This is a genomic window from Candidatus Enterococcus huntleyi (genome assembly GCF_009933175.1).
GTDB classification, from domain to species: Bacteria; Bacillota; Bacilli; order Lactobacillales; family Enterococcaceae; genus Enterococcus_K; species Enterococcus_K huntleyi.
This window is the reverse complement of the sequence record NZ_MAEJ01000022.1, coordinates 77,820-91,788: the sequence shown is the minus strand read 5'-3', so window position 1 is coordinate 91,788 and position 13,969 is coordinate 77,820. Positions and strand designations below refer to the sequence as shown.

At 39.6% G+C, this 13,969-nt stretch carries 9 protein-coding genes; 4 read left to right on the top strand and 5 right to left on the bottom strand.

Annotated features, from left to right (window positions below; translation table 11 throughout):
- Positions 1–367: 367 nt before the first annotated feature.
- Together metG and fumC are read right to left on the bottom strand one after the other, a co-directional pair.
- Entirely contained in the window at positions 368–2,377 is a 2,010-nt protein-coding gene (gene metG / locus BAU15_RS11095) for a methionine--tRNA ligase (RefSeq protein WP_161842810.1), read from the bottom strand.
- A gap of 124 nt (positions 2,378–2,501) precedes the next feature.
- The gene (gene fumC, locus BAU15_RS11090) at positions 2,502–3,875 is read right to left on the bottom strand and encodes a class II fumarate hydratase (protein ID WP_161842809.1); all 1,374 of its coding nucleotides are present in this window, start codon (positions 3,873–3,875) and stop codon (positions 2,502–2,504) included.
- 331 nt (positions 3,876–4,206) lie between these two features.
- Between fumC and BAU15_RS11085 the strand changes: the two genes are divergently transcribed.
- Together BAU15_RS11085 and BAU15_RS11080 are read left to right on the top strand one after the other, a co-directional pair.
- The gene (locus tag BAU15_RS11085; RefSeq protein WP_161842808.1) at positions 4,207–4,491 is read left to right on the top strand and encodes a hypothetical protein; all 285 of its coding nucleotides are present in this window, start codon (positions 4,207–4,209) and stop codon (positions 4,489–4,491) included.
- 109 nt (positions 4,492–4,600) lie between these two features.
- Positions 4,601–5,437: an NUDIX domain-containing protein gene (locus tag BAU15_RS11080; RefSeq protein WP_237580186.1), complete on the top strand. Its 837-nt coding sequence runs from the start codon at positions 4,601–4,603 to the stop codon at positions 5,435–5,437.
- Positions 5,438–5,555: 118 nt separating this feature from the next.
- On the opposite strand, the gene aac(6') is transcribed toward BAU15_RS11080, so the two are convergent.
- The 3 genes from aac(6') to BAU15_RS11065 all read right to left on the bottom strand — a co-directional run bounded on the left by aac(6') (position 5,556) and on the right by BAU15_RS11065 (position 9,696).
- The gene (aac(6'), locus tag BAU15_RS11075; protein ID WP_161842806.1) at positions 5,556–6,110 is read right to left on the bottom strand and encodes an aminoglycoside N-acetyltransferase AAC(6')-Ii; all 555 of its coding nucleotides are present in this window, start codon (positions 6,108–6,110) and stop codon (positions 5,556–5,558) included.
- A 266-nt stretch (positions 6,111–6,376) separates the two neighbouring features.
- The gene (gene rlmN, locus BAU15_RS11070) at positions 6,377–7,450 is read right to left on the bottom strand and encodes a dual-specificity RNA methyltransferase RlmN (RefSeq protein ID WP_161842805.1); all 1,074 of its coding nucleotides are present in this window, start codon (positions 7,448–7,450) and stop codon (positions 6,377–6,379) included.
- Positions 7,451–7,686: 236 nt separating this feature from the next.
- Positions 7,687–9,696, bottom strand: coding sequence for a heavy metal translocating P-type ATPase (locus BAU15_RS11065; RefSeq protein WP_161842804.1), 2,010 nt, complete (start codon positions 9,694–9,696; stop codon positions 7,687–7,689).
- A gap of 339 nt (positions 9,697–10,035) precedes the next feature.
- Between BAU15_RS11065 and BAU15_RS11060 the strand changes: the two genes are divergently transcribed.
- Together BAU15_RS11060 and BAU15_RS11055 are read left to right on the top strand one after the other, a co-directional pair.
- A complete protein-coding gene (locus tag BAU15_RS11060) occupies positions 10,036–10,983 on the top strand; it encodes a helix-turn-helix transcriptional regulator (RefSeq protein WP_161842803.1) in 948 nt (315 codons plus the stop codon).
- 876 nt (positions 10,984–11,859) lie between these two features.
- Complete coding sequence (locus BAU15_RS11055; protein WP_161842802.1) at positions 11,860–13,206, top strand: LysM peptidoglycan-binding domain-containing protein; 1,347 nt, start codon at positions 11,860–11,862, stop codon at positions 13,204–13,206.
- Positions 13,207–13,969: the final 763 nt, after the last annotated feature.

Below are 13,969 nucleotides of genomic sequence, written 5' to 3'. Positions count from 1 at the left end.
ATACTTAATTTTTTCAGGTATAATTTCGAACTTCCAATTTATTTTTCCTCAAAAAACACAAAAACCACGTTTCCCTTAAAAAATCATCAGAAAATATTGAAGACACTATTTTTTAGTCTTCATATCTCCAGAAAAAAACGGTCATCCACGAAGAAATCAGATTCACATTGATAAACGTAGCTTAGTCTACACATCGAATTCCATGTAGATTGCTTCTTGATGTTTCCTAAACATTACTTTTGAATGTATTCTTTTAATCAAGTTAATAGCTAATCCGTCTAAATGTATTCATTTAATCAAGTTAATAGCTAATCCGTCTAGCACACTGAAAAAAAGCTGAATGCCTAAGCATTCAGCTTTTCTTTATTTAAGCAATAATTGAACCATTCGGCATGCCTTTTGGCGCGTCAATGATTTCAAGTTTTCCTTCTGCAGATTCAGCAGAAAGAATCATTCCTTGGCTGATTTGACCACGCATTTTACGCGGTTTCAAGTTCGCTACAATCACGACTTTCTTACCAATCAAATCGCTTGGATCTGGATAAAATTCTGCGACGCCTGAAAGAATTTGACGGTCTTGATTATCGCCAGCATCTAATCGGAATTGCAATAATTTATCGGCACCTTTGACTTTTTGACAGTCGATGACTTCCGCCACTTTTAGTTCAACTTTATCAAAGTCTTCATATTTAATTTCTTTGTCCTTCACAGACACAAGTTCTGTTTCTTCAGGATCCCACTTGACTTGTTCTTCCGTATTTCCGGCACCTTCAGCCATTTTCTTTTGGATGTAAGTGACTTCTGCTTCAAGCTCTAGACGAGGGAAGATTGGTGTTCCTTTAGTCGTTACTTTGGTATCACTCGGGAATTCACCGAAATGCAAGCCTTGTAAATTCATTTCTTCTGAGTTCAATCCTAGCTGTGCAAAGATTTTCGCAGGTGTTTCTGTCATGATTGGTTGCAATAGAATCGCTACAATCCGTAAGCTTTCTGCTAAATGAATCATCACGCTGTCTAATTCATCTTTCTTCTCTTCATCTTTCGCTAAGACCCAAGGTTGTGTTTCATCGATATATTTATTGGCACGAGAAACTAAATTCCAGATTTCTGAGAGCGCGATACTGAACTCCATTTTATCCATCGCTTCATGGTAACGACCTACGACATTCGCTGCTGTCGTCGACAATTCGCTATCAAATGGTGTCACTAATGAAGCATACTTCGGCACATAACCGCCACAATATTTGTTAATCATCGCCACTGTTCGGTTCAATAAATTCCCTAAGTCGTTGGCTAAATCATAGTTAACACGCGCCGCAAAATCTTCCGGTGTGAAGACGCCATCGCTACCAAACGGCACAGCACGCAATAGATAATAACGTAACGCATCCAAGCCATAACGTTCCACTAACATTTCAGGGTACACAGTGTTGCCTTTAGATTTAGACATTTTGCCGTCTTTCATCAACAACCAGCCATGACCATAAATTTTCTTAGGCAATGGCACATCAAGCGCCATCAACATAATTGGCCAATAAATCGTATGGAAACGTACGATTTCTTTCCCCACCATTTGCACATCTGCCGGCCAATATTTTTGGAACAATGAATCATCCTCAGAGCCGTAGCCCAAAGCCGTAATGTAGTTAGATAAAGCATCAATCCACACGTACACGACGTGTTTTGGATCATTCGTCACAGGAATTCCCCAGCTAAAGGTCGTTCTTGAAACAGCCAAATCTTCCAAACCTGGCTTGATGAAATTATTAATCATCTCATTCTTACGAGATTCCGGTTGGATAAATTCTGGATGCTCATTGTAATAAGCCAATAAACGATCCGCATATTTACTCATACGGAAGAAGTACGATTCTTCTTTAACTAACTCAACTTCGTGCCCACTCGGCGCTTTTCCGCCAATTACTTTGCCTTCATTATCGCGATACACTTCAGCAAGCTGCGTTTCTGTAAAGAATTCTTCATCAGAAATTGAATACCAACCTTCGTATTCTCCTAGGTAAATATCCCCTTGTGCTAATAAGCGATCAAAGATTTGTTGCACTGATTTTTTATGATAGTCATCGGTTGTCCGAATAAATTTGTCATAGCTAATATCGAGCGTTTTCCAAAGCTTCTTGACGTCAGCGGCCATTTTGTCCACATATTCTTGTGGCTCAACCCCTAACTCTTCTGCTTTTGTCTCAATTTTTTGTCCGTGCTCATCAACCCCTGTTAAATAAAACACGTCAAATCCCATTAATCGTTTGTAACGGGCCACTGCATCACAGGCAATCGTTGTATAAGAATTCCCAATATGCAGTTTGCCGCTTGGGTAATAAATTGGCGTAGTAATGTAAAAAGTTTCTTTTTCGGCCATATTTTTGTATCCTCCTTTATCGCACTCTGCGAATTCGTTTCCTTGCTAGTATACCACAATATTTTATCTTGTTTACTGATTTCCCTCAAATTTATCCACTAAAAAAACGTACGTTACCAATCGATTAGGCGTTTTCACCTAACATCTCTTCCGGTCTCACCCAGCGCTCATATTCCTCTTCGGTCACATAGCCTAACGCCAAGGCCGCTTCTTTTAAAGTTAAGGCTTCATTGAAGGCTTTTTTGGCAATTTCAGCCCCTTTATCATAGCCGATGTGGGCATTCAACGCCGTCACCAACATCAAGGATTGATTGACATACTGCGCCATTTTTTCTTCATTAACCGTCAGTCCCCGCAAACATTTCTCTTCAAATGAGGACAAGCTATCGGCTAACAAATCAACACTTTGCAATAAATTGTAAGCAATCACTGGCATGTAAACATTCAGCTCAAAATTCCCCTGTGACGCCGCAATCCCAATCGTCGCATCATTGCCCATCACCTGCACAGCCACCATACTCAAGGCTTCACATTGCGTCGGATTAACTTTCCCGGGCATGATTGAGCTCCCCGGTTCATTAGCTGGCAAGGTAATCTCACCAAAACCACTGCGCGGTCCACTAGCCAACCAACGGACATCATTCGCCATTTTCAAACTATTTGCCGCTAAAGCCTTCAGCGCACCACTCAAAAAGACCAAGGCGTCTTTATTAGCTAAGCCATGGAATTTATTATCTGTCTCGACAAAATCCAAGCCGGTTTTCTGATTCAACTGTGTCATAAACGCCGCCACATATTCGCTAGAAGCATTCAGTCCCGTGCCAACCGCTGTCCCGCCGATTGGTAATTGTTTAACTTCAGATAACGTTAAAGCCAACATTTTTTTCGTATGCTGTAAGCCCGCACGCCAGCCACTCACCTCTTGAGCAAAGGTCACCGGTGTCGCGTCTTGCAAATGCGTGCGGCCAATCTTGATAGTCGATTGATACGTCGCTTCTAATTGTTCCAATTGTGCCACGACGCGGTCAATCACTGGCATTAATTTTTCCGTCACCGCGGTCACTGCCGCTACATGCATCGCCGTCGGAAAGACATCATTCGAACTCTGCGAACAATTCACATCATCATTCGGATGAATCGGCACTTGCTTGCTAGCCAGATGCGCAATCACTTCATTGGCATTCATATTGGTCTGCGTGCCACTCCCCGTCTGCCAAACAGACAACGGAAAATGCGTCATAATTGATACTGAATCATCCAGTAATTGCTGGGCTGCCGCATAAATCGCCTGACTCTTTTCTTCTGATAATTTACCCACCTGCTGATTGGCAACAGCCGCGGTTTGTTTAATTAGCACCAACGATTCAATCAATTGTGTCGGCATCTTCTCCAAGCCAATCACAAAATTTTCTTTGCTCCGTTGTGTCTGCGGTCCCCATAAAGCGTCTGTCGGAACCTTAATTTCTCCCATTGAATCTCTCTCTATACGGTAAGTCATCTGCCATCCTCCTGTTTTTTTCATGTCTTAACTATACTTGATTCCGCTACATCGCTCAAATACTTTCTCATGAAAAATATTCTCATGGTATAATAGATAAGCGCGAAACGAAGCGTCAGACGGAATCTAAGTTTGAAAATAAGTTTAAACACAAATGTTGATATAAATTTAGACACAGACTTAAGCACAGACTTAGGCATTAGCTTAGGCACTGACTCAAGCATAGACTTAGATATACGTATAGCTATGAAACCAGATATAAATCTAAATAAACGATCGGCGTTGACGCGAAAATGTCCTCGCTCATCTCTTACACAGGAGGTCCTTTTTTATGAAGAATAAAACATTACTTTTACTTGGCATTATCGCCTTTTTCTCACTGGTTCACCTAGGACTCTGCTTCTTTTATCCGCAGATGTATGCCTATTTTTCCGGTCAAGCACAGCTCACTTTATTTCTGAGCATTCTCCGGATATTCCGCTGGGCACTGTACGTTGCAGTCGCTTTGGCTGGTCTCTTCAGTCTGCAAAAAAAGGAGACAAAATTCGTTCCAGTCTATTTGCTCTTTTTCCTATTTAATATCCTATTACCCAATATTTTCGCCAGTATCTATTAAATAAATGCGACATTTTCCCGGAAAAATTTAGGCTTGAGACTTGGTTTTTTCGATACGCATGATACAATGAATATATTCGTCCAAATCAATGAATGAGAGGTGTTCCAGAGTGGAATTTCGTTCTAAAGCAGAGGAAAAACTGTACTTTGAGCAAGAAGCCAGTGAAGCAGAATTCCTAGAATGGTATCATCAACAAGAATTACCTGAATATGAAAAACCTTCGTTAACCGTGGACATCGTGTTGATGTGCTACAACAAAGAAGAAGATCAACTGAAAATCTTATTAATCAAAAGAAAAGGCCATCCTTACCGCAATTCTTGGGCCCTGCCTGGTGGCTTTGTTCAGCGCAATGAATCGACAGGTGAAAGTGTTTTAAGAGAAACCACCGAAGAAACTGGTGTGGTGATTTCAAAAGAAAACATCGAACAGCTCCATTCATTCAGTACGCCTAATCGGGATCCACGTGGCTGGGTCGTAACTGTCAGCTATCTTGCTTTCATTGGCGAAGAACCTTTGATTGCCGGCGATGACGCTAAAGAGGTTCGCTGGTTCACCATGGAAAGAAAAGCCAATCAAATCCATCTAACTAGTGGCGAAGTCGAGATTATTTTAGACTTAAAAACAGGTCAATCCACAGGGAAAGACACCCTCGCCTTTGACCACAGCGAGATTATTCTAAAAGCCTTTAACCGCGTCTCTAATAAAATGGAACACGAACCCCAAGTTTTACAAGTCTTGGGAAAAGATTTTACAATCACTGAAGCGCGAAAAGTTTTCGCCAAATTTTTAGGAATTGATTTCCATTCGATCGACCACTCCAACTTCAAAAAAGCCATGCTTCAATACTTTGATGAAATCGGGGAACGCCCCGTCGGCATCGGTCGCCCTTCAAAGATCTATCAGCTAAAACCTGAAGTCACTGAAGGAAAAAATACTTACTTGTAAATTCACTTAAAAACACAAAATAAGAGCAGTCGTTCTATCAATTCAGATAGATGACTGCTCTATTTATATTAATTTATCAGTTACTATCCCGTACTCACACTCACTATACGATTGGCAATTAGCTGGCATGTTCGGTAACTTTTTTCCCAACTGTTTTTGCCATCAATATATCTGGTTTATTCCAGCCGTTAACATCCGGTAGGACCCCGACAATCTGATAGCCTTGCTTTTCATAGAACTCGAAGGGATGATTGTCTTTATTCTTGATCCACTTGACTTGCTCGAAAGGATTTTCAAATAAATCCCCTTCACTCAGCGTTGTCTGCGCCTTTTCATCATCCGTTCCGAGGTAAATCGTCAAGCCTCCCGCTGAAGCAACTTCTTTTTCTAAATATTTAACCAGGCGAGCACCAATCCGATTACCTCTTTGAATGGAAGTCACAACTAATGGGTGCATTTCCCAGCCCGTCACGCCATATTGGGGAATCGCGCCCACAAAACCAATCAATTGGTCCTCTTCTAAAGCCGCTACGGCAATCCGTTCTTCAGAAAGCAATTCCGCTATTTTCGCTGTTGTGTCTTGCGCGTAATCCTCTGGCCAAGTCAACGCCAGTAAATCCGCCAGCTGGCTGCGTAACGCGACACTCTCGCGATCAAATTCAGTGATGATCATCAGTCATATCTCCCTTTGCTAATTGATTGCTTCATTTTACCAGTCCAAAGGAGGAAAAGCGAAATAATCGGCTTGCCAAATTATGCGACTGTTAAGAAGATTTTCCCCTCCACAATAACCCCTGATATTAGCGCTCGAACTTGTATTGAAATGGGTAATATAGATCTTTGCAAGACCACCAACGAATGCCATTAATAGAAACAAGAAGCACTAAAAAAGCCAACAAAAGGAAAATTTCCTCTCATTAGCTTTTTACTTACTTCATTTTATTTTGCAGGTTCTTTTTGTTTCTTCATTTGTTTGCTGCGTAGTTGTCCGCAAGCTGCATCAATATCTGTTCCATGTTCTTTACGGATTACACAATTCACGCCATTTTTCTTCAAAATGTCATAGAATTTCAATACATCAGCTTTATTACTACGAGAATATTGGTCATGCTCGCTGACTGCGTTATAAGGAATCAAGTTAACATATGACAACTTCTTCTTATTCTTCAACAATTCAGCCAACTGTTTCGCATGCTCAGGACGGTCATTGACCCCATTCAGCATAATATATTCAAAGGTAATTCGACGATTCGTTTTCTCGATATATTCATCTACAGCTTCCATCAATTTCTCGATTGGGAAACTACGATTAATACGCATAATCGATGTACGAACCTCATTATTTGGTGCATGCAATGAAATCGCAAGGTTAACCTGTAAACCATTTTCAGCAAACTCTTTAATCTTGTTAGCCAAACCACTCGTTGAAACCGTGATATGACGGGCGCCAATCGCCAAACCTTTAGCATCGTTAATGATACGCAAGAAATTCATCACGTTGTCATAGTTGTCAAACGGTTCGCCAATCCCCATCACCACAACGTGAGAGACACGCTCATCTAAACCACGTTCATCAAAGTAATGTTGAACAAGCATAATTTGCGCCACAATCTCGCCAGCCGTTAAATCACGTTGCTTCTTCAATAGTCCACTGGCACAGAATGTACAACCAATATTACAGCCGACTTGGGTCGTCACGCAGACTGACAAGCCATATTCTTGACGCATTAGTACCGTTTCAATCATATTTTTATCAGGTAATTCAAAGAGATATTTGACTGTGCCATCTTTGGCCTCTTGGACCACCATTTGTTTCAATGGATTAATCACAAAATTCTCTTCTAATTTAGCAATCACGTCTTTTGATAAGTTTGTCATCTCAGAAAATTCACGTACGCGTTGTTCATATAACCAAGCCCAGACTTGCGTTGCGCGGAATTTCTTCTCGCCAAGCTCAAGAAACCAAGCAATTAATTCGTCCTTTGTTAGTCCATAAATGGATTGTTTATCCAAAGTTTTTTCCCCATTTCTTCACGAAAGTTTCGCTACATACTATACCCGATTCTCGGCCGATATGCAATAACTACTCAGGTTTTTGATGGATAAATTTTTGGAAATACTGAGATATTTCCTTCTATATAATAGGAAAAAAACTAGGCGCTCAGATTTATGAGACACCTAGTCAGTTGATCAACCTATCTTTTCCTACATAGCCCGCTTAGCCAATAATTTTTATTAGAGAATTTAGCTTAATTTTCTTTCAATGGAACCAGCAACCGTAAACCATTTAAAATAACAATTAATGTGCTACCTTCGTGAGCTAATACGCCGATACCGATATCCATTTTACCGAGAATATTTAGGACAACTAAGAGCACGACAATAAACATTGAGAAGAAAATATTTTGCCAGACAACTGCTGCTAATTTTTTGGATACGCGATGAGCGTAACTAAATTTAGTCAAATCATTATTCATGATCACGGCATCGGCGATATCAATCGCGATATCTGTACCATCGCCCATAGCAAAGCCGATATCAGCTTGCACTAACGCGGGCGCATCGTTGATTCCGTCACCTAACATTACAGTAGGTCCAGCATCTTTTTGCAGCTCGCTAATAATAAATGATTTATTTTCAGGTAAGACATTGGCTTGGACTTTGTCGATATTTAATTCCTTAGCAACTGCCTCACCGGTAACTTTAGCATCGCCAGTGATCATCGTGGTTTGAATCCCTTGGCTGCGAAGGTATTCAATCACGCCAGCCGATGCTTTATTTGGCACATCCATCAAAGCAATTAAGCCCACAATTTTCGCATCTTCAGTCAAGGAAACGACTGTTTTACCTTGCTCCATCCAAGCATTATTTCGCTCTTTGATTACTTGTGGTAATGAAACATCTGCTTCAATTTTTCCAAGTCGGTAGTGCTTCCCTTCGAAAGTCGTCACTAATCCTTTGCCGATTTCATTGGTTACGTCCAAGTGTAAAGCTTTCGTTTCAGTAAAGGCTTCTAACATCGCTGTCGCTAATGGGTGATTCGATTCTTTTTCCATATGAACGACGATGTTCAACCAATCAACTTTTTTCGTTTCGTCAACAAAATACGTGTCCGTCACTGAAGGTTTCCCTTCTGTCAGTGTACCCGTTTTATCAAACGCCACGGCTTTAATGGTAGCCAAATTAGATAAGTAGCTGCCACCTTTAAATAACACACCACGCTTAGCCAAATTAGAAATTCCTGATAGAGTCGCAGGAACAGCACTGGCTGCTAAGGCACACGGTGAAGCTGAAATTAATAGAACCATGCCGCGATAAATACTCTCTTGCCAGCTCCAGCCAAAGACGAAAGGTGCCGCCAAAATAAAGATCGGTACAATAATCAAAACGGCTGTCACATAAACCGGTTCGAGCTGTTTAATTTTTGTCGCTGTTTTCGACATATTCGATTGCGCTTGGCTGACCATCTCAACAATTTTCGCAAAAACGGTATCTTGACTATCTTTTGTCACGCGCATCGTAAACGTGCCATTCCCATTCATTGTGCTACCAAAGACTTCATCCATAACCGTTTTTTCTTTCGGCATACTTTCACCAGTAATCGACGATTCATCCACGGCCGTGCCGCCAGATAAAATCACACCATCCGTTGGAATTTGGTCACCAGGCAAAACTTTCAATTCATCGCCAATCTTCAAAACAGACACATCAACTAATTTTGTCGCACCATCCGCTTGAATCAATCGCGCTTCAGTCGGATTTAGTTTTAATAACTTAGTAATTTCTCGTTTACTCTTGCCTTCTGCATAATCTTCTAGGAAATGTGCCCCAGCAAAGATTAAAATAAGTAAGGCACCCTCATCAAAATCGCCAATCGCCGCCGCCCCAGCAGCTGCCAAAGTCATCAAAATGTGGACATTCGGTACAAATTTCTTCTGACTAAGTGTATCCGACACCGTCTCGCTAATCCCTTCGACAATCACATGATAGCCCGCCGTCAAGATAGTTACCACGAACAAGCTGTTTTCCAATAATTCATTTTTAACAAATAGCAAAGCCACCAAATAAAGAATAAGTCCAATCCCATATAAAACGATCGGTAAATTCCCATGATTATGTTCGTGCGAATGATCATGAGAATGACTGTGCCCCTGAGAATGATTGCGTCCATCTGCATGATTATGTACCTGCGCATGATTATGGGCGCACCCTTTTGTTTGTTGCGAAGTCGGTTGTTGTGCTGATTTTGTTGTTGTCATTTTTTGTCCCTCCATTCATGTATCACTTTACATATGATTTATCTTTCATGTGTTTATTATATATGATTATTTATTCATATGTCAATTAATCGTTTGCATTTTCATTGACTATCTTTGACCAATTTGATTTAGTTTTTCTTAGTCGACTGGTTGTGTAAACAAAATAAAAACGAAATAAAATGATTTTCTTCGTTTTTTTATCTCTGAACATCAATGTTTTTTACTACACGTCGATGCGTCATATTATGTCGCACCTCTATGCTAAGCTAGAATAGTATGCAGAAGTACTTATAATACGCAATAATGCATACACCGTTATCTTTTATTAGGGGGATTTGGATGAAGAGCAATGAACGAATAGTCAATATACTCATTCGACTTCTCAATGGGGAAAGTCTTTTCGTTGAAGAGTTATTGACCGACTATCAACTGAATCGAAGAACATTGCAGCGAGATATTTCGACTATCCGAAAAACACTTGAGCTGCATGAGGTAGATAAAGAAATCGTCTATAATAATGAGCGTAAACAATATTATTTAACTTATGAAGAGAACGAAATTTTCACAGAAATTCTATTTTTAATAAAAATCCTCGTCGGGACTCGCGCGCTGACAAAAGAGGAGCTGCAAAAAATCGTCGATCGACTACTGTCTATTTTATCTGCTGAGGATCAAAAACGAATGAAAGCTCTGGTGACGAGTGGCCTAATTAACTATCGGCACGTCTCTCATGGGAAAACACTCTTTCCTCTGCTACAAGAATTCACCGGCTATGTCGAGCAGAAAGAAACCGTCGATTTCCTTTATACAAATAGTGTTGATGGTACTTCTAAAGAAGGTTACGGTCTACCTGTAAGTATTTATTTTGCTGATTTTTACATTTATATTCTCATGTATTCTGAAAAACATCAGCGCACGCATCCCTATCGATTGGATCGTTTTCTAACCGTTACCCCATCGGAAAAGAAAAAGATTCGTTTAGATTATTCTGAAAAAGTTGAAGAAGGCGTATTAATAAATAAGACTTATCTATTATCCGGTGGCAAAGAATTGACCTATACATTTAGGTATTGGGCCTTTCCTCAAACTGCTCTGGACAAGCTGCCAAATGCCAAAGTGATCAAAAAATATGACGATAATAGCGTGCTCATAGAAGCTACTTCGTTTGAACAAGGAATCATGTTTTGGATTTTAGGGCAAGGTACTTTTGTGCAAGTCTTGTCGCCACCCTCTTTAGTCAAAGCCGTCAAAGAAGAATTAAATAAAATCCTGCACTTATACGAGTAAGCTAGCAGACAGTCCAATTTGACTGTCCGCTAGCCTATTTTTTTGTACTGAAATAGGCTAATTGCTGAAAAACGTTCGCTACCGGAAAATTTTATAGACTCCCTTATTTTCTATCAAAAAAATTCTCACTCATTATCTCCACCAATTTCTTCAAAAAAGTTTCGATTTTTTTATTTCCAACTGTTGATGTGTCATATTGTGTCGCGCCCCTATGCTAAGCTTGAATAGATAGTAGAGCCATTTCTTACAGAATGAACTGAAGCAATTGTATAAATTAGGTAGTCCATTTTATAAGTGAGAGAGTTGCAGTTTTATTGCCCTTATATTCAGTTATCAAGAATGGAAGAGTGCTTTTTGTTAGATGGCTACAGGAAATAAAACGAATTCTACCAGCAAGCTTATCTCATGAATAATAGCCAATCTCTATTTGGCCAGTTTGACCCTAGCTTACTTAGTTGAACCCACTGTCACCTACATATTTCGAGGGTGCATCTATGTCATCCCCCCTTCGTTTACCCGTTGTAAAATAATTACACGGCAAAAAGGAAAATTGAGTTTTTGGTTATATCACTCAATCGTGCAGCAACATTTAAATAAGCAAAGGAAACTGTGGATTATTCTAATCGAGGGTGTCACATAATAGATCTCGCTGAAGTATTCGCTGAGGGTAGCATGCGGATCATTTTATAACACCCTTTATATTATTACTGAAAATTTCTAGTATGTAACGTTCATGAACTGTAAAACAGTTGACTATCAATAACCAGTATGAAGGGAAGCTTGATAACTTACTTACCATAAATACACATGTGTGCAATGCAACAAAACCTATTAAACGTATACGAATAGGAAAACGAAAATCTCGGGAGGAACACAATGAATTCAAGAAAAAGTTACAGAGAAATGCTAGCGAAAAAAGCTAGACAGAGACTCACAACCAAAGGCGCAGTTTTAGCTGCCGTAGGTTTGATGGCTGTCGCAAGTGCCGTGCCAGTATTGGCATCAACTTGGAAAGCCAACACCCCTGAATCAATCCAAATCAAAGAAAACGATACAAGCTACACAATGGTTTATGGCGATACTTTATGGGCAATCTCTATGAAGATCAACATCAATGTTCAAACATTGGCTGCTATCAACAATATTAATTTAGCTGCCGGCGAAGAATACAATTTAGCCGTTGGCACCGTCATCAGATGGGATAAGAGCGGCAACATTACCGCTGAAACACCAACTGGTAAAAAGATTAATACTGGTGTAAAAGCTAATAATTCTAACAAGATTGTTGCGGACAAACCAATCGGAACTGATGTCACAGCTGACGTCAAAGATAACAATGTCTCGGACGACCAAATCAATGGAAAACCAGATAATATTAATACAGGTAATTCAAATGGAGCTGCGAAACCAGGTAAGGATAAGGACAAAGATAAAGGAACAAACACATCAACTGATAAAGATGGACTTTCCTTTATCTCACTATACGACGGATGGATTACATTTGCCGGTCCATTTAATAGTCCAAGGGAGGCTAATGAATACTTCGACAACAACTGTTCAGGAGCGATGAATTGGTATGAAGGTAGATTTTTTGATCTGATGTATGATAGAACTCTTCCAGACTACTTAAATAGTAAACTTCCAAACGGCATTGATTCTGATAAAATATACCTATGGATTTATACTGATCCAACTGATCCTAAAGCACCAAAAGATCTATGGGATAATCTCACATTCAAGCAAATGGATGACGGACTATACATTGGCCCATTCGATAGTTATGAAGATGCTGAAAAATATTTCGATTTCCATAGATATGCGCTTGGAAATATTGGAGAAAGTATGGTAGATGGTAAATATTACATTTATACATCTGTAAGATATAAGTTAGATTCATTTGGAAATTCTACTTCAACAGAACCAGCGAAACCTGAGAAACCGGCTGAATCAACTGATTCGACTGAAGCAGAAACTAAACCAAGCGAATCAACGGACTCTACTGTATCGACTGATTCAAAACCAGTTGAGTCAACAGATTCTACTGAATCAACTACTGAAATAGCTGAGTCTTCTGAGTCTGAATCGACTACAGAAACGACTGAAATTACTGAGTCTGAATCAGCTACAGAAACAACTGGGTCAATCCAACCTGAAACTGAGTCAACTGGAACTGTCGACTCTTCTCAGGCTGATTCAACAACTGAGACTGTCACAGTTCGCTAAGTTTACGAATATGATATAACAATTAAAGTACCTACAGTTCTATCAGGTTCTATCGCTGATAGATACGAACAACTGACTACACAATTATTATGAGAAAGTCTCAGACAACTACATGTCTGGGACTTTTCTTTTTCCAACTATTTATTTCCCTACTGAATTATTTTATATCTGGAAAACTCTTCCCTATTACATCCATTTTCCTTCTTCAAATATTTTTCAATTTTTTTATTTCCAACCATAGATGTGTCATATTATGTCGCACTGCTATGCTATTCTTGAATAGATAGTAGAACCATTTCTTACAGAATGACCTGAAGCAATTGTATAAATTAGGTAGTCCATTTTATAAGTGAGAGAACTGCAGCTTTATTGCCCTTATATTCAGTTATCAAAAATGGAAAAGGACTTTTTGTTAGATGGCTACAGGAAATAAAACGAATTCTACCAGTAAGCTTATCTCATGAATAATAGTCAATCTTCATTTTGGCCAGTTTGATTCTAGCTTACTTAGTGAACTCACTGTCACCTACATATTTCGAGGGTGCATCTATGTCATCCCCCTTCGTTTATCCGTTGTAAAACTAGTTACACGGTAAAAAAGGAAAATTGAGTTGTTAGTTATACTACTCAATAGTGCAGTAGCATTCAGATAAGCAAAGGAAACTGTGGATTATTCTAATCGAGGATGGCACGTAATCGATCCCGGTAAAATATTCGCTAAGGGTAGCGTGCGGATTTTTTTATAACACCATTTATATTATTG